Here is a 22,601-nt window from a genome sequence, read left to right on the forward strand (position 1 = left end):
GCCCGTTATCATTCAAACCGCGAAGCGCCGGAGCCCGAACGACGGGCCCCGGGTGGGTCGACTTAAATACCTTGTTCGGCGAACGGAACAGCCAGTGCCAGCGCTGCTTCGAGTCCGGCAGCATCAACACCACCGCCTTGCGCCATGTCAGGACGACCGCCGCCTTTACCGCCTACCGCGGCAGCCGCTTGCTTCATCAAATCACCGGCTTTGAGTTGGCCAGTCAGGTCTTTGGTGACGCCTGCCACCAGCACGACCTTGTCTTCATGCACCCCGCCGAGCAGGATCACTGCGCGGCCGAGCTTGTTCTTCAGTTGATCAACCAGGGCCAGCAGCGCCTTGCCATCCTGACCGTCGAGACGGGCAGCGAGGACTTTGACGCCTTTGACGTCCACTGCCGAGCCCGACAGGTCGTCGCCCGCAGCACTGGCCGCCTTGGCCTGCAGTTGTTCCAGCTGCTTTTCCAGCAGACGGTTGCGTTCCAGCACCGCCGACAGCTTGTCCAGAACGTTGTCGCGATTGCCTTTGACCAGGTTCGCGGCTTCCTTCAGTTGTTCTTCAGCCGCGTTCAGGTATTCCAGCGCCACAGCGCCGGTCACCGCTTCGATACGGCGCACGCCGGCGGCCACACCGCTTTCGCTGATGATCTTGAACAGCGCGATGTCGCCGGTGCGGTTGGCGTGAATGCCGCCGCACAGCTCCACCGAGAAACCGCCGCCCATGCTCAGCACGCGAACGCTGTCGCCGTACTTCTCGCCGAACAGCGCCATGGCGCCCTTCTGCCTGGCGGTCTCGATGTCGGTTTCTTCAGTTTCGACGGCGGTGTTCTTGCGCACTTCGGCGTTGACGATGTCTTCAAGCGCCTTGAGCTGCTCGGGCTTGATGGCTTCGAAGTGGCTGAAGTCAAAACGCAGGCGCTGACTGTCGACCAGTGAGCCTTTCTGCTGAACGTGTTCGCCCAGCACCTGACGCAACGCGGCGTGGAGCAAGTGCGTGGCGGAGTGGTTCAGCGATGTGGCCTGACGAACTTCGGCGGCGACGTCGGTGCTGACGGTGGTCCCCACTTTCAGGCTGCCCGACACTTGAACACCGTGATGCAGGAACGCGCCGCCGGTCTTGGTGGTGTCGCTCACGTCGAAGCGCACTTCGCCGCCGGCAGTCAGGTAACCGCTGTCACCGATCTGGCCGCCGGACTCTGCGTAGAAAGGGGTCTGGTCGAGGATGACCACGCCATCCTCGCCTTCGCTCAATTGCTCGACCGCGATGCCGTCTTTGTACAGCGCGACGACCTTGGCCTCGCCTGCAGTGGCTTTATAGCCGGTGAACTGCGTGGCCACATCGACCTTCACCAGGCTGTTGTAGTCCATGCCGAAGGAGCTGGCGGAGCGCGCTCGTTCACGCTGGGCATCCATCTCACGCTCGAAACCCGCCTCGTCGAGGGTCAGGTTGCGTTCGCGAGCGATGTCGCCGGTGAGGTCCATCGGGAAACCGTAGGTGTCGTAGAGCTTGAACACCACGTCGCCAGGGACGATGGTGCCCTTGAGCTCGGCGAGATCCTGCTCGAGGATCTTCAAGCCTTGCTCCAGGGTCTTGGCGAACTGCTCTTCTTCAGCCTTCAGCACGCGCTCGATGTGCGCCTGCTGGTTTTTCAGTTCGGGGAAGGCTTCGCCCATTTCGGCGACCAGTGCAGCCACGATCTGATAGAAGAAGCTGCCCTTGGCACCCAGCTTGTTGCCGTGACGGCAGGCGCGACGAATGATGCGGCGCAGCACGTAGCCACGGCCTTCGTTGGACGGCAGCACGCCGTCGGCAATGAGGAAGCCGCACGAACGAATATGGTCGGCGACGACTTTCAGGGACGCCTGATTGTCGTTGCTGCAGCCGATGGCTTTGGCAGCGGCGGCCAACAGGCTCTGGAACAGGTCGATTTCATAGTTGGAATTGACGTGTTGCAGCACGGCGCTGACGCGCTCGAGGCCCATGCCGGTGTCCACCGATGGCGCTGGCAGCGGGTGCAGAACGCCGTCGGCCGTGCGGTTGAACTGCATGAATACGTTGTTCCAGATCTCGATGTAACGGTCGCCGTCTTCTTCCGGCGAACCCGGCGGGCCACCCCAGATGTCGGCGCCGTGGTCGTAGAAGATCTCGGTGCAAGGACCGCACGGGCCGGTGTCGCCCATGGTCCAGAAATTGTCGGAGGCGTATGGCGCGCCCTTATTGTCACCGATGCGAACCATGCGCTCGGCCGGCACGCCGATCTCTTGGGTCCAGATGTCGTAGGCTTCGTCGTCCGAGGCGTAAATGGTGACCCAGAGTTTTTCCTTGGGCAGGTTCAGCACGCCGGTGAGGAAGGTCCAGGCGTAGGTGATTGCGTCGCGCTTGAAATAGTCGCCGAAGCTGAAGTTGCCCAGCATTTCGAAAAAGGTGTGGTGACGCGCGGTGTAGCCGACGTTTTCCAGGTCGTTGTGCTTGCCACCGGCACGCACGCACTTCTGGCTGCTGACGGCGCGGGTGTAGGCCCGTTTTTCCTGGCCGAGGAAGCAATCCTTGAACTGGTTCATGCCTGCGTTGGTAAACAGCAGGGTCGGGTCGTTGCCCGGGATCAGGGAGCTGGAGGCGACTCGGGTGTGGCCTTGCTCTTCGAAGAAGCGAAGGAAGGCTTCACGGATTTCTGCGCTTTTCATAGGTTCTTCCACGGAAACTGCGGCCTGGCACATGCATAGCGTCATTCGACGCAGCGACGGCAAAGGGCCGCATTATATAGGCGTTGTACGCTCGGTACAGCGTGTTATTCGATAGAAACCGGCAATCGGGCTGATCACACGATCAGCGAACGCCAAATTCGGCAAAGGCCGCCACCACCTTGTCCAGATGCGCAGACGTCACATCCAGATGGGTGACCATGCGCAACCGCGGCGCAGCACTGAGCACGATACCGCGCTCGGCACACAAGGCCTTGAGCGCCGGGGCACGATCGCCGATCTGCACGTAGACCATGTTGGTCTGCACCGGCTCGACGTCAAAACCGAGGTCCGCGAGGGCCTGGCCGAGGGCGGTGGCATTGGCATGATCGTCGGCCAGCCGCTCGACCTGATGCTCCAGCGCGAATAAACCCGCCGCTGCCAGCATCCCGGCCTGACGCATGCCGCCGCCGACCATCTTGCGCAGGCGCCGCGCCTTGGTGATGAACTCGCTTGAGCCGCACAGCACCGAGCCGACCGGCGCGCCGAGCCCTTTGGACAGGCACACCGACACCGAATCGAAATGCCGGGTGATTTCCCCCACGTCCACGCCCAGCTTGACGGAGGCGTTGTACAGGCGCGCGCCGTCGAGGTGCAGGCTCAGGCCATTTTCGCGGGTGAATGCCCGGGCCGCCGCGAGGTACTCCATTGGCAGGACCTTGCCCTGCATGGTGTTTTCCAGGGCCAGCAAGCGGGTGCGGGCGAAATGGAAGTCGTCGGCCTTGATGGCGGCGGCCACCTGATCCAGGTCCAGCGATCCGTCCGTCTGGTTGTCCAGGGGCTGAGGCTGAATCGAGCCGAGCACCGCCGCCCCGCCGCCTTCGTATTTGTAGGTGTGCGCCTGCTGTCCGACGATGTATTCGTCGCCGCGCTCGCAGTGGGCCATCAGGCCGAGCAGGTTGCTCATGGTGCCGGTCGGCACGAACAGCGCGGCGGCATAACCCAGACGTTCCGCCAGCCACGACTCCAGGCGATTGACCGTCGGGTCTTCGCCATACACGTCATCGCCAAGGGGCGCGCTGGCCATGGCGTCGCGCATGCCGGCAGAGGGTTGGGTCACGGTGTCACTGCGCAGATCGATAACCGCCACGATGAAGCTCCCACTGGTAAGGGTCGAGCCTCAGTTCTGAGGCCCGGGGCATCGATAATCAAGGCTTGAGGCAGGAATGCCAAGACGCCTTATAAGAAAAGCTGATGAAAACCATCAAAAAGGCTCCAAGCGGATCGCGGGAATCTATGTTACAAACTGCACGCCGACGGAAAAAACCGTTGGCAACGTTCTCAGGGCGGGGTGCAATTCCCCACCGGCGGTAATGGCGCGCAATGCGTCTAGCCCGCGAGCGCTTGCAGCGAGCTTATGCGCGATGCAAGGTCAGCAGACCCGGTGTGATCCCGGGGCCGACGGTCATAGTCCGGATGAAGAGAGAACGGGACTGGCACAGCAGGATCGTTTCGAGACGGGTTCAGGCGCTTGGCGTCGAGGACGGTTTCGCACGTACCCTGGCATCCCATTCGATCCAAAACGCCCTGTTTTTTTCATTAAACAGGAGTCAGAACACATGCAACCTACCGCCATTCACGCTCACGAGCGCATCGCCTTCATTCAAGCCTGCTGGCACAAGGAAATCGTCGATCAGGCGCGCAAGGGCTTTGTCGCCGAGATGGCGCAACACGGTTACGCCGAGACCGACATCGATTTCTTCGAAGTCGGCGGCGCGTTTGAAATCCCGCTTCACGCCAAGTTGCTGGCCAAGTCAGGTCGCTATGGCGGGGTCGTGGCGGCTGGTCTGGTGGTCGACGGCGGCATCTATCGCCATGAGTTCGTCGCGCAATCGGTGATCAGTGCGCTGATGCAGGTTCAGCTGGAAACCGAAGTGCCGGTGTTCTCGGTCGTGCTGACCCCGCACCACTTCCACGCCGGTGAAGAGCACCAGAAGTTCTTTTTCGATCACTTCGTGCACAAGGGCCAGGAAGCGGCCAAGACCTGCGCGGACACACTGACTAAATTGCGTGCGGTGCGTCGGGTGGGTGAGGTGCAGAAAGCGGCGGGGTGATTTGCATCCGAAGATCCAGATCAACTGCTTCCCGGCTGAAGACGGTCCTACGGACCTTCCGCGTTCCCATTGTAGGACTGGCTTTAGCCGGGAAGAGCCCGGTTTGATCGCCACGCATTTCATTGAATGCTGGCGCTAGCTGAGTGGGACCGGCTTCAGCCGGGAAGAGGCAAGCATGACCGGGATCAGGCCAATGTCTCGTCCGTCGCCGGCACGATCAGAATCCCCGCCCGCAGCCCGTTTTTGACGTTCGGGTTGGGGAAGATGATCCGGGCGCCCTCCTCTTCTATCACCCAGCGTGAATCGGCCAAATCTTCGGCCAGCACATAGCCTTTTTCCAGCTCCGAGAAGTTCTCGATGTCCGCCGGCAAGTGCAGCTGGAAGGCGTCGCTGTGTTTGATGATCTCCCGGGCCACGCTGAACAGCTGCAAGCCGTTCAGATCCGCAGGCTCATCGGCTTCGGTGCCGGCGATCAGGTGTTCGAGGCAGGTTTTCAGTTTGTCGAGATTGACCTGCTGGTTCTGCCCGAACGGGCGCGCCTTGCCCAGCTCCAGGGTGAAGGCTTCGGCGTCGAGCTTGTCGTAGGTGTAGGCGCTGAACACGATCGATGACTTGTTCTGCAGCAGCACCGCTTCCATGCCGGCCGTCCGCAGCCGGGCGAGTTCGCGGCGGGAATGGGCGCGACCTTCCTTCCACGGGTACAGCGCGAACTGCTCGATCTTCGAACCGCGAATCGCCGTGTGCAGGTCGTAGTGCAGGCGGTAGCGGTCCGGAATGTTGAAAAAGCTGGCGGCCAGACGCTCGAGTTCGCAGGCGCGCAAGGCTTCGCTGCCGCCGCTGTGCTCATGACGGCCATTGAACAGCCGGTTGACGTCCTGCTCGACGTATCGCTCGCCGCGACGCATCGCTTCGGGGTTGCCGAACAGGAACAGAATACGCGCGCGGGGCTTGAGTTCGCCCCGGGCGATGGCGTGAATCAGCGCGTCGAGCAGTTCGATCGGCGCGGTTTCATTGCCGTGGATGCCGGCGGACAACAGCAGGTCGGTGCCATTGTCCCGCGCTTCGGGAGGCCGGACTTCCAGTGCCCCTTCAGCGAGCCAGCGCATGCGAACGCCGTCGACGGTCAGCTGAGTTTTTTCCGCGGGTTCGCGACCCGCGAGGGTCAGTTCAAGCAGTTTGCCGAGGGCGAGCATGGGGAGCTTCCTGCGCAGGCTTAGTCGTGGGTGCAGTCGGGACCGTGCACGTGGCCTTCTTCGTCGTCGCCGCTCATGTCAGCCGGTTCCATTTCCAGCTGCAGGCTGACCAGGTTGGTCGCCAATGGACGCAGCAGCAGGTTGGCGTATTCGGCATCGCCTTCTTCGACGTCCACGCCGATCAGCAACTGGCCACGGCCATCCTGTTGAATCCAGACCTCTTTGCCCTGCCAGATAACGGCAAGACGGGTGCAGGACGTTTCCAGCTGAGTGCCGTCGGTGTCTTCAAGGATCAAACGCAGCGCGTCGGTCATGGCAAAACTCTCTCTTTAAAAGCAAAAACATCGTCGCCTGACACCGTTTGGGCGCAGGCGTAACGGATGGGGTGCATCAGTTGATCTGGAAAGGATAGACCGCGCCCAGTTTCAGGTGCTGCGTCAGTTCGTCCAGCGCCGTACGGCATTCGGTCAGCAATTGCGGATCGGCCAGATCACTGTCGCTCATGCGGTCGCGATAGTGCTTGTCGACCCACTGCGTCAGCGTGTCGTACAGCGGCGCGGTCATGATAACGCCTGGATTGACCGCCGCCAGTTCGGTTTCATTCAGCGCCACGCGAAGACGCAGGCACGCCGGGCCGCCGCCGTTCTGCATGCTCTGCTTGAGGTCAAATACCTTGACCTCGCGGATCGGGCTGTCGTCCGCCAGCAGGCGCTGCAAGTAATGCCACACGCGCTCGTTGCTGCGGCACTCTTCCGGCACGATCAGCAGCATCGAACCGTCCGCGCAGGACAGCAACTGGCTGTTGAACAGGTACGAACGCACGGCGTCTTCCACCGCCACTTCACTGCGCGGCACGCAAATGGCCTGGAAGCGACCGCCGCGTTGACCGAGCTTGTTGTGCAGTTCGGCGAGCATGGGCTCGGTATTGAGGAAGGCGTCCTCGTGATAGAACAGGACTTCACCGTTACCGACCGAGATCACGTCGTTGTGGAACACGCCCTGATCAATCACCGCCGGGTTCTGCTGGGCGAAGACCACGCCCTCGGCGCTCAGGCCATGCAGACGCGCAACGGCCTGGGACGCTTCGAGGGTCTGACGGGCCGGGTATTTCTGCGGTGCAGGGAAACGGCTGTCGAACGCGGCGCGGCCGAAGACGAAAAATTCGACGCCGGGCTCTCCGTAGCTGCGACAAAAGCGCGTGTGATTGGCCGCACCTTCGTCGCCGAACTGGGCGACGGCAGGCAGCGCCGCGTGGTGGGCGAAATGCTGCTGATCAGCGAACATCGCGCCGAGGACACGGCTGGTGGTCGGGTGCTCGATGCTGCGGTGGTATTTGCAGTTGAGGTTGGCGGCGGTGAAATGCACGCGGCCGTCGGCGGTGTCGGCGCTCGGGCTGACCGTGGCGGCGTTGGCCACCCACATGCTCGACGCCGAGCAACTGGCGGCCAGCAGCGGCATCGACTCTTTGGCGGCGCGTTCAATGACCTGTGCGTCGCTGCCGCTGAAGCCCAGTTTGCGCAGACCTGCTACGTCGGGGCGTTCCTGGGGGGCCAGCACGCCCTGGGTGAAACCCATCTCCATCAGCGCTTTCATTTTGGCCAGCCCCTGCAAAGCGGCCTCGCGCGGATTGGAGGATTGCTGGCAGTTGTTCTGGGACGCGACGTTGCCGTAGGACAGCCCACCGTAGTTGTGGGTCGGGCCCACTAGACCGTCAAAGTTGACTTCACAGGATTTCATCGGTGAGGCTCCGTGGATCTGTTTTTATGTGCACGTTCTTCGACGTGCGCTGCGCTATCAAGGAGCGCGCTCAATTCAGGGTAATGCCGGGCGTCAGGCTGGCAGGCAGTGCCAGGGTTTCCGTCTCCAGCGAGGCCACCGGGTACGCGCAATAATCCGCCGCGTAATAAGCGCTGGCGCGATGGTTACCGGAGGCGCCGACACCGCCGAACGGTGCGGTACTGGCCGCGCCGGTCAGCTGCTTGTTCCAGTTCACGATACCCGCGCGGCTCTGCAGCCAGAACTGTTGATAGCGCGCCTGGGAGTCCGACAACAGCCCCGCCGCCAGCCCGTACTGCGTGGCGTTGGCCTCTTCGATCGCTGCGTCGAAATCAGCGTAGCGAATGACCTGCAACAGTGGCCCGAACAGCTCCTCATCGGCACGATCCGCCACGTCACTGACGTCGATGATGCCCGGCGTCAGCAGCGCCGATTGCGCAGCGGGCTGGGTCATTTCAAGCAAGGCCACTGCGCCATTGGCGAGCATCACTTCCTGGGCATAAAGCAGCGCACGGGCAGCGGCAAGGGAAATCACCGAACCCATAAACGGCGCAGGTTGTTGATCGAACGCGCCGACCTGAAGGGTCGATGTCACCTCAACCAGCCGCGCCAGGAATGCATCGCCCCACGCCCCTTGGGGCACCAGCAGACGTCGGGCGCAGGTGCAGCGCTGGCCGGCGGAAATAAAGGCCGACTGAATCACGGTGTAGACCGCGGCATCGACATCGGCGACCTGATCGACCACCAGCGGGTTGTTCCCACCCATCTCCAGGGCAAGAATCTTGTCCGGACGGCCGGCGAACTGTTGATGCAGCGAATTGCCAGTGCGGCTCGAACCGGTGAAGAACAACCCGTCGATGCCTGAATGCCCGGCCAGCGCGATGCCGGTGTCACGGGCACCTTGCAGCAGATTGAGCACGCCCGCAGGCAGACCGGCTTCGATCCAGCATTGCACGGTCAGCTCGGCGACTTTGGGGGTCAGCTCGCTGGGCTTGAACACCACGGTGTTGCCCGCCAGCAACGCCGGGACGATGTGCCCGTTAGGCAAGTGCCCCGGGAAGTTGTAAGGCCCGAACACCGCCACCACGCCGTGGGGCTTGTGTCGCAGCACAGCGGTGGCGTCGCCTAGGGGGCCGCTCTTCTCGCCCGTCCGCTCGCGGTAGCTCTGAATCGAGATCGCGACTTTGTTAGCCATGCTGGTCACTTCAGTCGCCGATTCCCACAGCGGCTTGCCGGTTTCCTCACCGATGCAACGGGCGATTTCATCGGCGCGGCTCTTCAGCGCAGCAGCGAAGGCTTCGAGCACGGCGATGCGCTCGTCCAGGCTGCGCGTCGCCCAGGCCGGAAACGCCTGACGAGACGATTTCACTGCCGCGTCGACCTGTTCAGCCGTTGCGCTTTTGCCGGACCAGATCACCTGCTGGGTCACCGGGTTCAGGGAATTGAATGCGTCGCCCTGCCCGTCCTGCCAGGCACCGGCAATGTACAAAGTGTTCATCAAATACTCTCCCGGGCAGGCGACAGTTGCACAGCGCGCACTTGATCACCGGCGCTGAGGCGCAAGCGCTTGGCCGTCTGCGGGTCGACCACCAATGTGCCGGCGGCAAGACGCGCAGGCGCAGCGGTCACGCGGCAGTCTTCGCGCTTGCGGTTGTGAATAAGGAATGGCGTCGCATCGTCGCCCGGCGTCCCGACCGCCAGCACCAGCGCCTGGCTGTCGCGGACCGCGCGGATCTTGCTGGTTTCGCACTCGATGGCCGGGCCGGCGTCGAAAATGTCGACGTAACCCTGGTAACTGAAGCCTTCGGCCTTGAGCATCGCCAGCGCCGGTTCGGTGCTGACGTGTACGCGGCCGATGACTTCGCGCGCGGCCTCCGAAAGGAAGCAGCTGTACAGCGGAAACTTCGGCATCAGCTCGGCAATAAAAGCGCGGTTACCAACACCGGTGAGGTAGTCGGCCTGACTGAATTCCATTTTGAAGAAGTGTCGGCCCAGGCTTTCCCAGAACGGCGAATGACCCTGCTCGTCGGAGATGCCGCGCATTTCAGCGATGGTCTTGGTGCCGAACAGCTCCGGGAATTCGGCGATGAACAGCATCCGCGCCTTGGACAGCAAGCGGCCGTTGAGGCCGTTGCGGTAGTCGGCGTGGAGGAACAGCGAACACAGCTCGGAGTTGCCGGTGAGGTCGTTGGCCAGAAACAGTGTCGGGATCTCGCGGTAGATGTTCAGCTCTTGGGAAGCGCTGACCGTCAGGCCGACCCGGTAGTTGTACCAGGGCTCGCGCAGCCCCACCGCGCCCGCGACGGCGGAAATGCCCACGACTTTCTCGTCGTCATCCTCGAGCACGAACAGGTAATCAGCATCGCCCCGCCCGGCATCGCCACGGAAGGTCTTCTCGGCCCAGCCGACCCGGTGCGCCAGACGCTCTTCATTGGCCGGCAAGGTGGTCAGGCCTGCGCCGGTGCTGCGCGCCAGCTCGATCAGCGCCGGAAGGTCACTGCTGCGTACGGGACGAACGATCATGCTTTCTCCTCAAGCCGTTGGTTCTGCAACCCCCGGCGAACTCGCTAACCTGCTTTACGGCGTCGGCCTGCCACTGCAGCACCGGTCGCCGTCAACTCATCTCAACCCAACCCAACCCAACATGACCCGGTTGTCAGACCGCGACGATACGCACACTGGCGCCTTCGCCGACGCCCAGCGCTTCGGCCGCGGCCAGGCTCAGGGCCACCGGTTTGCCAGGCACCCAGTCCAGTTCCAGCATCACCGCGCGGTAATCCTGCAGCTGGCCATTGGAAACCAGATAAGGTCGGCCACCCTTGACCGCATCACCGGTGCTGACCGTGTCGACCTTGACCGGCACGACGCGGCTCTGGGCGATGGAGCGAATGCCGGACACCCGAGCGTGCAGGGTCGGCCCGCCGTCGAAGATGTCGATGTAATGGTCGGTCTCGAAGCCTTCGCGCATCAGGATATCGAAGGTGATCTGCGCACGCGGATGGACCTGGCCCATGGCTTCTTGCGCTTCATCGGGCAGCAGCGGCACGTAGATCGGGTAATGGGGCATCAGCTCGGCGAGGAAGGTGCGGCTTTTCAGCCCGCACAGGCGCTCGGCTTCGGCGTAGTTGATGTCGAAGAAGTTGCGCCCGATGGCGTCCCAGAACGGCGAGTCGCCGTGGTCGTCGCTGTAACCGACGATTTCGGTGACCACTGAATCGGCGAAGCGCTCGGGATGGCTGGCGACGAACAGCAAACGGCCGCGGGAGTTGAGCTCGGACCACAGCGTGCCAACCAGTTCAGGCAGCACGTAGAAGCTGGTCAGCAGGCTGTTGCCCGTGAGGTCGTGGCACTGCGAAAGCACGTGAATCTTGTTGTGGATCTTCAGTTCGCGGGAGGCGTGGACGAAGGTTTCGTTGCGAAAGCTGTAGAACGGCTCGGAATAGCCCGCCGAAGCGACGATTCCGGAACAGCCCACCAGACGACCCGCTTCTGTGTCTTCGAGGACAAAGAAGTAGGTCTCTTCGCCGTTGAAACTGACTTCCGCCGAGAACGAGGCTTCGGACGCGGCAATCTTGTCACCCAGACGTCCAGCGTCATCCGGCAGGGACGTGACACCAATCGGGCTGTCTGCCGCGAGTCGTTGAACCTCGCTCAGATCCGCCATTTGCGCGGGGCGCATCACCAGCATGGTGTCACTCCTTGAGAAAAAAATCGGGCCGGTTTAACGGCAATAAAAAAGGTCTGTCTGGCTACAACTCGTAGGAGTGAGCTTGCTCGCGATAGCGGTGGTCCAGCGAGGCATCTGCATCTGACACAACGCTATCGCGAGCAAGCTCACTCCTACAGGGAAGGCGTACGCCAATCAGCCAAAGGGTGTGTCCCGGTCGACCGAAGGACTTACGCCCCGGTCAGCTTGGCGACCGCCCGTTCGAAACGGTTCAGGCCTTCCTCGATGTCGGCGTCTTCAACCACCAGACTCGGCGCGAAACGCACCACATCGGGACCGGCCTGAAGCACCATGACGCCTTCCTGCTCGGCGGCGTTGAAGAAGTCCTTGGCCTTGCCCTTCCAGGCCTCGGTCAACACGCAGCCGATCAACAGACCCATGCCGCGCACCTGGCTGAACACGCCGTATTGCTGACCGATCTTCTCCAGACGGGCCTTGAACCGTTCATGCTTGGCCTTCACGCCGGCCAGCACTTGCGGGGTGTTGATCACGTCGATGACCGCCTCGCCCACCGCGCACGCCAGCGGGTTGCCGCCGTAGGTGGTGCCGTGGACGCCAACGGCCAGGTGCTTGGCGAGTTTTTCGGTAGTCAGCATGGCCGCCATCGGAAAGCCGCCGCCAATGCTTTTCGCGCTGGACAGGATGTCCGGCGTCACGCCGTAATGCATGTAGGCAAACAGGTGACCGCTGCGGCCCATGCCGCTCTGGACTTCGTCGAAGACCAGCAGCGCGTTGTGGTCGTCACACAACTTGCGCGCGCCTTGCAGGTAGTCGAGTTCGGCAGGCAGCACGCCGCCCTCGCCCTGGATCGGCTCCAGCACCACCGCGCAGGTCTTGTCCGAGACGGCGGCTTTCAGCGCGTCGAGGTCATTGAACGGGACGTGGGTAATGCCAGTGATTTTCGGGCCGAAGCCGTCGGAGTATTTCGGCTGACCGCCGACGCTCACGGTGAACAGGGTGCGACCGTGGAAGCTGTTCAGGGCTGCGACGATTTCGTACTTGTCCGGGCCATACAGATCGTGGGAAACGCGGCGGGCCAGCTTGAACGCAGCTTCGTTGGCTTCAGCGCCGGAGTTACAGAAGAAGACGCGGTCGGCGAAAGTGGCGTCGACCAGCTTTTTGGCGAAGCGCAGCGCCGGTTCGTTGGTGAAGACGTTGGAAACGTGCCACAGCTTGTTGGCCTGTTCGGTCAGCGCGCCGACCAGCGCAGGGTGCGCATGGCCCAGCACGTTGACCGCGATGCCGCCGGAGAAATCAATCAGTTCACGACCCGACTGATCCCAGACGCGAGAGCCCTGACCGCGCACGGGGATAAACGCTGCCGGGGCATAGTTGGGAACCATCACCTGGTCGAAATCGGCACGTTGCACCGGTACTTGCTCAACGGACATCGGAGTCTCCTGAAGAGGAACGCCTGCCTGGGACAGGCGAGCGATGGAAGGATTGTAAGGACTGATTCGGGCCGGGCCTTGCCGACAAGCGACAACTTCTTATAGCGCCAAACCGGCTTTTTACGGGGTTTTCGGCAATGCGACAAATTCCGTCACAAAGGCGCAGTTTAACCGGTGGCGTGCGCCTGGAGCAGTGCTGATTCGAAACCGGCCAAGCTGAATATTCAGCCGCGCTCGGCCGGCACCGAGGACAATTCGAACGGACTGCTGCTGCGGCGCTGGTTGCGGTCTTCGCGGGGGGTGGCGCCGAAGAAGTTGCGGTAGGCGCTGGAGAAATGCGGCCCTGAGGAGAACCCGCAGGACAGGCCGATCTGAATGATCGATTTGCTGGTCTGCATCAGCATCTGTCGGGCCTTGTTCAGGCGCAGTTCGAGGTAGTACTGGCTCGGCACGCGATTGAGGTACTGCTTGAAGATGCGCTCCAACTGACGGCGCGACACGCACACGTGCTGGGCGATTTCGTCGGTGGTCAGCGGTTCTTCGATGTTGGCTTCCATCAACAGCACCGCCTGGGTCAGCTTCGGGTGGCTGGAACCGAGACGGTTTTGCAATGGAATCCGCTGCCGCTCGCCGCCTTCACGGATGCGCTCCACCACCAGTTCTTCCGACACCGCGCCGGCCAGCTCGGCGCCGTGATCACGGGCCAGCACCGCCAGCAGCAGATCCAGCACCGACATCCCGCCGCAGGCGGTCAGGCGATCACGATCCCAGTCGAACAGATGACTGGTGGCAATGACCTTTGGGAAGCGCTCGGCGAAATCATCCTGCCAGCGCCAGTGCACCGCGGCACGGTAACCGTCGAGCAGACCCAACTGCGCCAGCGGGTACACGCCCGCCGACAATCCACCGATCACGCAACCGGCGCGAACCAGTTGTTTGAGCGCGCCACCGAGGGCCGAAGACATCGGCGCCGGCGGCTCGTCGGCCAGCAGAAACAGCTTCTGAAACCCTTCCAGACGACCGACCCACGGCTCGCCCGGCAGCTGCCAACCGGCAGCGTCAACGGGCGGCTCGGCCTGCAGAAACGACAGTTCGTAAACCACTTCGGGGTGAACGCGCTGAGCAACACGCAGGGCTTCCTCTGCCAGCGCCAGGGTCAAGGCTTTGGTGCCGGGCCAGATGAGAAATCCGATTCGATGGGCAGTCATGGCGTGCAGTCCGAAACGTGTCGCTAAAAGGGGTCGCACGCCTGGCATGCGATGGGATTCTGTAACCTGCAGTCAATGGCTGCGGTCTGGATGACGCGCAGCATGAACCGTTCTGATGCAAAACGCACCGCTCTCACGTGGCGGGCGGGTTACTTCAAACTGCCGGACAGGAACTGCTGCAGACGCTCGGATTTCGGATTAACCAGCACTTCACGGGGGTTGCCGGACTCTTCGACCAGGCCCTTGTGCAGGAAGATCAGCTGGTTCGACACTTCACGGGCGAAGCCCATTTCGTGGGTCACCACCACCATGGTTCGGCCTTCCTGAGCCAGCGCCTGCATGACTTTCAGCACGTCGCCGACCAGCTCGGGGTCGAGGGCGGACGTTGGTTCGTCAAACAGCATGACTTCCGGTTCCACGGCCAGCGCCCGGGCAATCGCCACGCGCTGCTGTTCGCCGCCGGACATGTGCCCCGGGTAAGCGTCCTTGCGGTGATAGACACCGACCTTGTTCAGGTAATGTTCTGCCTTTTCCAGCGCTTCTTTCTTCGGCACGCCCAGGACGTGCACGGGCGCCTCGATGATGTTTTCCATCGCGGTCATGTGCGACCACAGGTTGAAGTGCTGAAACACCATCGACAGGCGCGAACGCATGCGCTGCAGCTGTTTGGGGTCAGCCGCCTTCAAGCCGCCGGCCTTGTTGGAGACGAGCTTGAGCTCTTCGTTGTTGAGCAGGATGCGGCCGGATTTTGGCTGCTCCAGCAAGTTAATGCAGCGCAGAAAGGTGCTTTTACCCGAGCCGCTGGAGCCGATGATGCTGATGACATCGCCGGCTCTGGCGGTCAGCGAAACGCCTTTGAGCACTTCGTGACTGCCATAGCACTTGTGCAGGTCCTGGACTTCCAGTTTGTTCATGATGTCGGTTCTCACAAGTAATCAGTCACTGAGCAGGCGGCCGCTGCGCAACGGCGTGCGGCCGGCCACTTTGGCCATCCAGAAGCCCGGCTGGGCGTATCGCAGTTTTTCGATGGCGAACAGCACCCCGGCCGTACCGGCACAGACGGTGGTGGCGCGATCGGTCAACGGGTCAATGACCTCGAACAGCGGTTCGCCGGGTTCGACCCAGGCTCCCGCCGGACGTAAAAACGTCAGCACGCCGGGATGGGGCGCATAAATCATTTCGGTGCCTTCGAAGGGCATGCCCTCACACGCCTCATGGACCGGTTGCGGCCACTCGCCGCCGATCAGGCCCTGCTCGGCCAGAAACGCCAGGATGCCTTCGGCGTAGGCCTCGGCTTCGGCCTTGCCGGTGTTGAGCTGACCGCCCAGCTCCAGGGTGGTGGCCAGGCAGGCCAGCGGAATCTGCGCGTCCGGGAAGTGCTTGGACAAACGCAGCCACGGCAGCGAACAGGCTTCGTCGAACGAGCTGCCGCCGGAATCTTCGGCCAGCAGCGCAACGGTCACCCCCAAATGCGCCGACAGCGAACGCCATAGGGGCCAGTGCTGGGGCAAGGCGTACATGTGCAGCGAGGCGTCGGTGTCGCAATGCAGGTCCAGCACCACGTCGGCGCTGCAGGCATGACTGAGCAAAACGCGCTGCATGCCGGCCAGCTCGCTGCCGGCAGGCGGTAATTGCTCGAGCACGTCGGCCATGGCCTGACGAATCAGCTTGATGTTGGCGTGGGGGTCGTCGCCGAGCTTGCCCGCCAGCGCCAAGGCAACTGGCTCGCTGAGTTCGGTGAAATCGCGGTTGAAGTTCTTGCCGCTGCCGTACTCGAAACGGCCCTGATGGTTGCCCTGCAGCAACTGGCCCAGACCGATCGGGTTGGCGACCGGCACCAGCTCGATGACGCCCTTGAGCAAGCCCTGCTCTTCCAGCTGTGTCAGGCGTTTCTTCAATTCCCAGGCGGTGCGCATGCCCGGCAACTCATCGGCGTGCAGGCTGGCCTGAATGTAGGCCTTGCGCTCGCCCTGGCCGAAACGGAACACACTCAAGGTGCGCTGGGTGCCGAGGTTACCCCACGGCAAATCGTGATCGATGCGCTGCATATCAGTGCTTCCTCGGGGCGAGGTAACTGAGCCAGCGGCGCTCGGCCAGCTTGAACAGTTTCACCAGAATGAACGTCAGGCACAGGTAGAAAACGCCTGCGGTGATGTAGGCCTCGAACGGCAGGTAGAACTGCGCGTTGACCGCGCGCGCCGCACCGGTGATATCCATCAACGTGACGATGGAAGCCAGACTGGTGGTCTGCAGCATCATGATCACTTCGTTGCTGTACTGCGGCAGCGCCCGGCGCAGGGCCGACGGCAGCAGAATGCGGCGGTACATCTTGGCTTTCGACATGCCCATCGCCCGTGCCGCCTCGATCTCGCCCGGCGGCGTGGACTTCAGGCTGCCGGCGATGATTTCAGCGGTGTAGGCGCTGGTGTTGATGGCGAAGGCCAGGCACGCGCAAAAGGTCGCGCTCGACAGCCACGGCCACAGAATGCTCTCACGCACCGCCTCGAACTGCGCCAGCCCGTAGTAGATAAGGAACAACTGCACCAGCATCGGCGTGCCGCGAATGACGTAGGTGTAGCTCCACGCCAGCAGATTGACCCAGGCGATTTTCGACACGCGCATCAGGCCAAGCGGCAGTGCGGCGAGCAGGCCGAAGAACAGTGACAGCGCGAGCAGTTTGAGGGTGATCAGCAGGCCGCCGACGTACAGCGGCAGGCTTTCCCAGACGACGTTGTAGTCGAAAATCATAGGTCTGCCACCCTTACGCCGGCCGAGTAACGTTTTTCGATGTAGCGCAGTACCAGCAGCGAGACACTGGTGATCACCAGGTACATGGCCGCGACTGCGAGGAAGAAAGTGAAGGGTTCGCGGGTGGCATCGGCCGCCTGCTTGGCCTTGAACATCATGTCCTGCAGACCGACCACGGAAATCAGCGCGGTGGCCTTGGTCAGTACCAGCCAGTTATTGGTGAACCCGGGGATCGCCAGGCGAATCATCTGCGGCACCAGAATGCGGAAGAACACCCGGCCACTGCTCATGCCGTAGGCCATGCCCGCTTCGGCCTGCCCTTTCGGGATGGCCATGAACGCGCCGCGGAAGGTCTCCGACAGGTACGCGCCAAAAATGAAACCCAGCGTGCCGATGCCGGCCACCAGCGGGTTCAGGTCGATGTAGTCGTCGTGACCGAGCAGCGGCGCGATGCGGTTGAGCAGGTCCTGACCGCCGTAGAAAATCAGCAGGATCAGCACCAGATCGGGAATGCCGCGGATCACGGTGGAATACAGATCGCCCAGCCATGCCAGCCATCGCACCGGCGACAGCCGCAATGCCACGCCGATCAGGCCGAGCACGATCGCCAGCGCCATGGAGCACAGAGCGAGCTGCAAGGTCAGCCATGCACCGTCGAGGATGACGGCTCCGTAACCTTTCAACATGTTGTTTGGCCCTCAAGCGCGGGATAGAAAAATGGCGCAATCAGTCGGTACGGTGACCGGCTGCTTGCGCCATTGACGGCTTCAAACCACGTTACTTGCCGTAGATGTCGAAGTCGAAGTACTTGTCTTGAATGGCTTTGTATTTGCCGTTGGCACGAATGGCCGCGATGGCTGCGTTGAGCTTGTCCAGATCAGCCTTGTCGCCTTTGCGCACGGCAATGCCGACGCCGTCGCCGAAGTAGTTGACGTCGGTGAAGGCCGGGCCGACGAACGCGTAGCCTTTGCCGGATTCGGTGTTCAGGAAGCCGTCCTGCAGGAGGGTGGCGTCGGCCACGGTGCCATCGAGACGACCGGCGCCGATGTCCAGATAGACTTCGTTCTGCGAGCTGTACGGCTTGATTTCAGCACCCAGCGGGGCCAGGACTTCGCGGGCGAAACGCTCGTGGATCGAGCCACGCTGCACGCCGATGTTCTTGCCCTTGAGTTCGGTCATGCCATCGCTGACGACGGTGCCCTGCTTCATGACCAGGCGGGCCGGGGTGTTGTAGTACTTGTTGGTGAAGTCGACGGACTTCTTGCGGTCTTCGGTGATGGACATCGAGGACAGGATGGCGTCGATCTTGCGCACTTTCAGCGCGGGGATCAGGCCGTCGAATTCCTGCTCGACCCATACGCACTTGACCTTCATCTCTTCGCACAGGGCGTTGCCGATGTCGTAGTCGAAGCCGACGATGCTGCCGTCCGGTGCCTTGGAGGCAAACGGAGGGTATGCCGCTTCGATGCCGATCTTCATGGGCTTTTCATCGGCGAATACGGGCTGTGCCAATACGGTCAGTGCCAGCGCACCCAGCAGCATGAGCTTTTTCATTTCTTGGAACTCCATCGGTATAACGCGACAAATGGCAGTGAGCGAGGCGCTCAATGAACAGGAGGAATCAGAAATTGCGACGCGAGGTGCCGGCGGGTCTCTGGACCCGACTAGCCTTCGGCGAGTGGTCGGCATTTTAGCGGCAGGCTGAAAGTCGATATTTCTTCAATGCGACAACTAGTTACAGAAGCGCATGAAATCGTATTCAGGCTAATTGACATCCAAAAAGCTTTATGCAAGGGCCAGAGTTGGCAAACCTATCAGCGAAGCAAATAACGCGCCCATTATTGGCAAAGCCTTATGATCCGGCAAGTCCAGCGTGGGAGCGGGTTGATTCGGGGCGATGAAATGCTTTGTTTTCGGGTGGAAATGCCTCACGGCGGGGCGGGAGGTTACCGGGGCGGATGTGCGGTAACAAATCGATATTTCCCGATTCTCGGCGGCGCCTGAAGGTTTGAGATCAATAGCGTCTGCCTAGGGGCAGACTGTTTCGCCTTCGGCGAGTTACTTTTAAAAAGCACTAAAAGTAACCAAAAGTGCCTGCTCCTGGTTTGGCCCTCCTTCGTCGGGTTCCCTCACTCCAACGACGCTCCGTGGGCCCGCGCCGAACGGACATCCATGTCCTGACGGCGCTCTCGCCGCATCCATGCGGCTCGACCCACTCCGCGTCGTCTGCGTTCAGCCTGCACCCAAGTCGCGATTGGCGGTGTTTGAGCCTCTTGCGTATGAAGATCAAAAGCAAATAAGGAGCAAATCAACAGCTTCCCGGCTGAAGCCGGTCCTACGACCTGCGCGGTGTCGATCGTTCCCCCGCTCCGCGTGGGAATGCATCCTGTGACGCTCCGCGTCACCTCGCCAGGCCTGAATCCGCTTCGTCTGTAGGACGCGGAGCGTCCGGGGCTGCGTTACCACGCGGAGCGTGGGAACGATCAGAAGTGCGGGCGACACCGACTGTAGGACCGGCTTTAGCCGGGAAGGCGTCGGTGTGTAGACCGCGAAATTGATGGTGAACCCACTGGCCCCTTCCCGGCTAAAGCCGGTCCCACTGACTGGGCGCGGTGTCAGTAGGACCGGCTTCAGCCGGGAAGCTGTTGATCTTGATCTTCGAACACAAGAGTTCCAGACGACACCAATCGCGACTTGGGTGCAGGCTGAACGGAGGTCTCGCGGAGAGGGCCGAGCCGCATGGATGCGGCGAGAGCTGCCCCCCGCCATGGATGGCGGATGGCAGCGGGCCCACGGAGCGAGACCGGAGTGAGGGTATTCCGACGAAGGAGGAACCAAACCAGGAGCAAGCACCCTTGGTTACTTGGGGTGCTTTTCCAAGTAACTCGCCGAAGGCGAAACGTCCGCCGTTAGGCGGACGCTCTTGATCTTAACGATTGTCAAATCGCTCCCCGGAGCACGACCCTTAGGCGGCAGTCATGGTCTTGTGCGTCTCCACCAGATGCGCCACCACACTCGGGTCGGCCAGCGTAGAGATATCGCCCAGCGCGTCGTACTCCCCGGTGGCGATCTTGCGCAGGATACGGCGCATGATCTTGCCGGAACGGGTCTTCGGCAGGCCCGGCGCCCACTGAATCACATCCGGCGAAGCGATCGGACCGATCTCCTTGCGCACCCAGTTGCGCAGCTCGATGCGCAACGCTTCGTCCGGCACTTCACCGCCATTGAGGGTGACGTAAACGTAGATGCCCTGCCCCTTCAGATCGTGAGGCACGCCCACGACGGCTGCTTCGGCGACTTTCGGGTGAGCCACCATCGCGCTCTCGATTTCGGCGGTGCCCATGCGGTGGCCGGACACGTTGAGCACGTCGTCAACGCGGCCGGTGATCCAGTAGTAACCGTCTTCGTCACGACGGGCGCCGTCACCGGTGAAATACATGCCGCGAAAGGTCTTGAAGTAGGTGTCGACGAAACGGTCGTGATCGCCGTACAGGCTGCGCGACTGACCCGGCCACGAGTCGAGAATCACCAGATTGCCTTCCGCCGCGCCTTCGATGAGATTGCCCAGGTTATCCACAAGGGCCGGAATCACGCCGAAGAACGGACGGGTCGCCGAACCCGGCTTCAAGGCAATAGCGCCAGGCAACGGGCTGATCAGGATGCCGCCGGTCTCGGTCTGCCACCAGGTGTCCACAATCGGGCAATTCTTGTTGCCGACGGTGTTGTAGTACCAGTTCCAGGCTTCCGGGTTGATCGGCTCGCCAACCGAACCCAACAGTCGAAGGCTCGAACCGTCGGCGCCTTCTACGGCTTTGGTGCCCTCGGCCATCATGGCGCGGATGGCGGTCGGCGCGGTGTAGAGGATATTGACCTTGTGCTTGTCGACGATTTTCGACACGCGGGTGATGTCCGGGTAGTTCGGCACGCCTTCGAACAGCAGCGTGGTGGCGCCGTTGGCCAGCGGTCCGTAGACGATATAGCTGTGGCCGGTAACCCAGCCGACGTCGGCGGTGCACCAGTACACTTCGCCCGGACGGTAATCGAACACACGCTCGTGGGTCAGCGCGGCGTACAGCAGATAGCCCGCTGTGGTGTGCAACACGCCCTTCGGCTTGCCGGTGGAGCCGGAGGTGTAAAGGATGAACAGCGATTCTTCGGCGCCCATTTCTTTCGGCGCGCAGGTGCTTGAGGCCACGTCCAGCAGCGAGTGGTACCAGATGTCGCGATGACGGTTCCACTCGATATCGCCGCCGGTACGCTTGCACACAATGACCTTTTGTACGCTCGCCGTTTCCGGGTTGGTCAGGGCACGGTCGACGTTGGCCTTCATGGGCGTTTTCTTGCCGCCACGCAGCCCTTCGTCTGCGGTGATCACCACCTTCGATTTGCAGTCGATGATGCGACCAGCCAGTGCTTCCGGGGAGAAACCACCAAATACTACCGAGTGAATCGCACCGATACGCGCGCAGGCCAGCATGGCCACAACGGCTTCCGGGATCATCGGCATATAGATAGTGACGACGTCGCCGCGGTGGACATCCTGCCCGCGCAGCGCGTTGGCAAACTTGCAGACTTCTTCGTGCAGTTCCCGATAGGTAATATTGCGGCTCTCGGACGGATCGTCGCCTTCCCAGATGATCGCAATTGAGTCACCGCGCTCGGCCAGATGGCGGTCGAGGCAGTTGTAGGAAACGTTCAGGGTGCCGTCGGCGAACCACTTGATGTCGACGCGGTGGTCGTCGAAGGAGGTCTGTTTGACGGTGGTGAATGGCTTGATCCAGTCAAGGCGCTGGGCTTGCTCGCGCCAGAAGCCATCGGGGTTGACCACCGACTGCTGGTACATCGCCTTGTAGGTCGCCTCGTCAGTCAGCGTGTTGGCTGCCACTTCAGGGCGGACGGGGTACAGGGAAGCCGCACTCATCTTTCTTACCTCGGTGGAAATGTTGTTGTTTTATGACCCTGTTGTATCCGCCGACGGCTGCAAAGGCCATTCGACGATGGTCTTACCGCTCCCGAGCATAGCGCCGAAAGCAGGTGACGTGCCCGGCTACCGGCAAATCTTCATGTCTCGGCTACGACCGAAGAGTCCATGGGGCGCCTGCCAACAACCTGCATACGACGATTGTTGCCGATTTGCTCAATAGACTTTATCAAAATGGTTTCTATATGAATTCCGGAGAGGGGCATAGAATCCGTTCCGCCAACACGGCAAATGATTGATTAACAACAGCCCCCACGCTGGACATCAATCAACTAACCCACCCGGTCATCATTCGCTTCACCCAGAGCCCCACAAGGATTCTGTGCACCCTGTCGACCGCACTTTCTGCGCCGCAGTGTGAATGAAGCAACTTAGAGGAAACGAGTAATGAAAGCTGCACTGGTTGTAATGGCTCTTTGTGGTTTCAGCGCCATGGCAATGGCAGAAGAATCCGGCGCGAAAGTGGCCGCCCAGCAACAGCGTGTCGAGGAGTACACCTACTCCACCAAGCTGGATATCGCGAAGGTCATTTCGGTGGATGACGTGCCGGACGTCTGCCAGGTCGTCCCCCAGCACATGACTTACGAAGACTCGCAGGGCAAACGCCACGTGCTTGAGTATCAGGTCATGGGTAACGGTTGCAGCAACGGCTGATCAGCCATCTGTTTCGTTGAGTTGGGCGCGCGACTTATTTAAAGAAGCGTGCTTGCTCATGTAATGCGGTGTATCCGTTTATCTGGCTGTTATCTGTCTAAGTCACTCGCGGGCAAGGTGGACCGCCA

General features: G+C 61.7%; 18 protein-coding genes and 1 riboswitch. Of the genes, 2 read left to right on the top strand and 16 right to left on the bottom strand.

Going from position 1 to position 22,601, the window contains the following annotated elements:
- Window positions 1-62 precede the first annotated feature (62 nt).
- Together alaS and ltaE are read right to left on the bottom strand one after the other, a co-directional pair.
- Window positions 63-2,684 (bottom strand): alanine--tRNA ligase, encoded by a 2,622-nt coding sequence (gene alaS / locus IFT99_RS23220; protein ID WP_192135421.1) that lies wholly within the window; start codon window positions 2,682-2,684, stop codon window positions 63-65.
- 142 nt (window positions 2,685-2,826) lie between these two features.
- The gene (gene ltaE / locus IFT99_RS23225) at window positions 2,827-3,831 is read right to left on the bottom strand and encodes a low-specificity L-threonine aldolase (RefSeq protein WP_192135423.1); all 1,005 of its coding nucleotides are present in this window, start codon (window positions 3,829-3,831) and stop codon (window positions 2,827-2,829) included.
- A 183-nt stretch (window positions 3,832-4,014) separates the two neighbouring features.
- Window positions 4,015-4,174: riboswitch (FMN riboswitch) on the top strand.
- Between the two features lie 126 nt (window positions 4,175-4,300).
- Here ltaE and IFT99_RS23230 point away from each other — a divergent pair.
- A complete protein-coding gene (locus IFT99_RS23230) occupies window positions 4,301-4,795 on the top strand; it encodes a 6,7-dimethyl-8-ribityllumazine synthase (protein ID WP_065986193.1) in 495 nt (164 codons plus the stop codon).
- Between the two features lie 185 nt (window positions 4,796-4,980).
- Here IFT99_RS23230 and astE read toward each other — a convergent pair whose 3' ends face one another.
- The 14 genes from astE to acs all read right to left on the bottom strand — a co-directional run bounded on the left by astE (window position 4,981) and on the right by acs (window position 21,759).
- A complete protein-coding gene (gene astE / locus IFT99_RS23235; RefSeq protein WP_192135424.1) occupies window positions 4,981-5,988 on the bottom strand; it encodes a succinylglutamate desuccinylase in 1,008 nt (335 codons plus the stop codon).
- 20 nt (window positions 5,989-6,008) lie between these two features.
- The gene (locus IFT99_RS23240; RefSeq protein ID WP_065986195.1) at window positions 6,009-6,302 is read right to left on the bottom strand and encodes a topoisomerase II; all 294 of its coding nucleotides are present in this window, start codon (window positions 6,300-6,302) and stop codon (window positions 6,009-6,011) included.
- Window positions 6,303-6,378: 76 nt separating this feature from the next.
- Window positions 6,379-7,725, bottom strand: coding sequence for an N-succinylarginine dihydrolase (astB, locus tag IFT99_RS23245; protein ID WP_192135426.1), 1,347 nt, complete (start codon window positions 7,723-7,725; stop codon window positions 6,379-6,381).
- Between the two features lie 70 nt (window positions 7,726-7,795).
- Complete coding sequence (gene astD, locus IFT99_RS23250) at window positions 7,796-9,265, bottom strand: succinylglutamate-semialdehyde dehydrogenase (RefSeq protein WP_192135428.1); 1,470 nt, start codon at window positions 9,263-9,265, stop codon at window positions 7,796-7,798.
- The gene (astA, locus tag IFT99_RS23255) at window positions 9,262-10,287 is read right to left on the bottom strand and encodes an arginine N-succinyltransferase (protein WP_074890341.1); all 1,026 of its coding nucleotides are present in this window, start codon (window positions 10,285-10,287) and stop codon (window positions 9,262-9,264) included. The genes astD and astA overlap by 4 nt, the downstream gene beginning before the upstream one ends.
- A 133-nt stretch (window positions 10,288-10,420) precedes the next feature.
- Window positions 10,421-11,452: an arginine/ornithine succinyltransferase subunit alpha gene (gene aruF / locus IFT99_RS23260; RefSeq protein WP_065986199.1), complete on the bottom strand. Its 1,032-nt coding sequence runs from the start codon at window positions 11,450-11,452 to the stop codon at window positions 10,421-10,423.
- A gap of 209 nt (window positions 11,453-11,661) precedes the next feature.
- Window positions 11,662-12,882: an aspartate aminotransferase family protein gene (locus IFT99_RS23265; protein ID WP_192135430.1), complete on the bottom strand. Its 1,221-nt coding sequence runs from the start codon at window positions 12,880-12,882 to the stop codon at window positions 11,662-11,664.
- A 224-nt stretch (window positions 12,883-13,106) separates the two neighbouring features.
- Window positions 13,107-14,090, bottom strand: coding sequence for a transcriptional regulator ArgR (gene argR, locus IFT99_RS23270; RefSeq protein ID WP_192135432.1), 984 nt, complete (start codon window positions 14,088-14,090; stop codon window positions 13,107-13,109).
- A gap of 149 nt (window positions 14,091-14,239) precedes the next feature.
- Window positions 14,240-15,004 carry an ABC transporter ATP-binding protein gene (locus IFT99_RS23275; protein ID WP_065986202.1) on the bottom strand — a complete coding sequence of 255 codons (765 nt, stop codon included), beginning with the start codon at window positions 15,002-15,004 and terminating at the stop codon, window positions 14,240-14,242.
- Window positions 15,005-15,025: 21 nt separating this feature from the next.
- A complete protein-coding gene (locus IFT99_RS23280; RefSeq protein WP_192135434.1) occupies window positions 15,026-16,138 on the bottom strand; it encodes a succinylglutamate desuccinylase/aspartoacylase family protein in 1,113 nt (370 codons plus the stop codon).
- 1 nt (window position 16,139) lies between these two features.
- Window positions 16,140-16,838 (bottom strand): ABC transporter permease, encoded by a 699-nt coding sequence (locus IFT99_RS23285; RefSeq protein WP_065986204.1) that lies wholly within the window; start codon window positions 16,836-16,838, stop codon window positions 16,140-16,142.
- Window positions 16,835-17,524 carry an ABC transporter permease gene (locus tag IFT99_RS23290; protein WP_065986205.1) on the bottom strand — a complete coding sequence of 230 codons (690 nt, stop codon included), beginning with the start codon at window positions 17,522-17,524 and terminating at the stop codon, window positions 16,835-16,837. Before IFT99_RS23290 ends, IFT99_RS23285 begins: the two co-directional genes overlap by 4 nt.
- Window positions 17,525-17,615: 91 nt before the next feature.
- Complete coding sequence (locus tag IFT99_RS23295) at window positions 17,616-18,392, bottom strand: ABC transporter substrate-binding protein (protein WP_065986206.1); 777 nt, start codon at window positions 18,390-18,392, stop codon at window positions 17,616-17,618.
- 1,411 nt (window positions 18,393-19,803) lie between these two features.
- The gene (gene acs, locus IFT99_RS23300; RefSeq protein ID WP_065986974.1) at window positions 19,804-21,759 is read right to left on the bottom strand and encodes an acetate--CoA ligase; all 1,956 of its coding nucleotides are present in this window, start codon (window positions 21,757-21,759) and stop codon (window positions 19,804-19,806) included.
- Between the two features lie 447 nt (window positions 21,760-22,206).
- Here acs and IFT99_RS23305 point away from each other — a divergent pair, with 447 nt between their 5' ends.
- Window positions 22,207-22,473, top strand: coding sequence for a DUF2790 domain-containing protein (locus IFT99_RS23305; protein WP_065986968.1), 267 nt, complete (start codon window positions 22,207-22,209; stop codon window positions 22,471-22,473).
- Window positions 22,474-22,601: the final 128 nt, after the last annotated feature.

Source organism: Pseudomonas sp. CFBP 8772 (assembly GCF_014841665.1).
Classification (GTDB): Bacteria; Pseudomonadota; Gammaproteobacteria; order Pseudomonadales; family Pseudomonadaceae; genus Aquipseudomonas; species Aquipseudomonas graminis_B.

Excerpts from the sequence above, each read along its gene's own strand:
- astA (WP_074890341.1), bottom strand. The coding sequence starts at position 10,287 with ATGATCGTTCGTCCCGTACGCAGCAGTGACCTTCCGGCGCTGATCGAG.
- IFT99_RS23285 (WP_065986204.1), bottom strand. The coding sequence starts at position 16,838 with ATGATTTTCGACTACAACGTCGTCTGGGAAAGCCTGCCGCTGTACGTC.
- argR (WP_192135432.1), bottom strand. The coding sequence starts at position 14,090 with ATGACTGCCCATCGAATCGGATTTCTCATCTGGCCCGGCACCAAAGCC.
- IFT99_RS23280 (WP_192135434.1), bottom strand. The coding sequence starts at position 16,138 with ATGCAGCGCATCGATCACGATTTGCCGTGGGGTAACCTCGGCACCCAG.
- IFT99_RS23295 (WP_065986206.1), bottom strand. The coding sequence starts at position 18,392 with ATGAAAAAGCTCATGCTGCTGGGTGCGCTGGCACTGACCGTATTGGCA.
- IFT99_RS23305 (WP_065986968.1), top strand. The coding sequence starts at position 22,207 with ATGAAAGCTGCACTGGTTGTAATGGCTCTTTGTGGTTTCAGCGCCATG.
- IFT99_RS23275 (WP_065986202.1), bottom strand. The coding sequence starts at position 15,004 with ATGAACAAACTGGAAGTCCAGGACCTGCACAAGTGCTATGGCAGTCAC.
- alaS (WP_192135421.1), bottom strand. The coding sequence starts at position 2,684 with ATGAAAAGCGCAGAAATCCGTGAAGCCTTCCTTCGCTTCTTCGAAGAG.
- IFT99_RS23290 (WP_065986205.1), bottom strand. The coding sequence starts at position 17,524 with ATGTTGAAAGGTTACGGAGCCGTCATCCTCGACGGTGCATGGCTGACC.
- astB (WP_192135426.1), bottom strand. The coding sequence starts at position 7,725 with ATGAAATCCTGTGAAGTCAACTTTGACGGTCTAGTGGGCCCGACCCAC.
- IFT99_RS23265 (WP_192135430.1), bottom strand. The coding sequence starts at position 12,882 with ATGTCCGTTGAGCAAGTACCGGTGCAACGTGCCGATTTCGACCAGGTG.
- IFT99_RS23230 (WP_065986193.1), top strand. The coding sequence starts at position 4,301 with ATGCAACCTACCGCCATTCACGCTCACGAGCGCATCGCCTTCATTCAA.
- astE (WP_192135424.1), bottom strand. The coding sequence starts at position 5,988 with ATGCTCGCCCTCGGCAAACTGCTTGAACTGACCCTCGCGGGTCGCGAA.
- IFT99_RS23240 (WP_065986195.1), bottom strand. The coding sequence starts at position 6,302 with ATGACCGACGCGCTGCGTTTGATCCTTGAAGACACCGACGGCACTCAG.
- aruF (WP_065986199.1), bottom strand. The coding sequence starts at position 11,452 with ATGCTGGTGATGCGCCCCGCGCAAATGGCGGATCTGAGCGAGGTTCAA.
- acs (WP_065986974.1), bottom strand. The coding sequence starts at position 21,759 with ATGAGTGCGGCTTCCCTGTACCCCGTCCGCCCTGAAGTGGCAGCCAAC.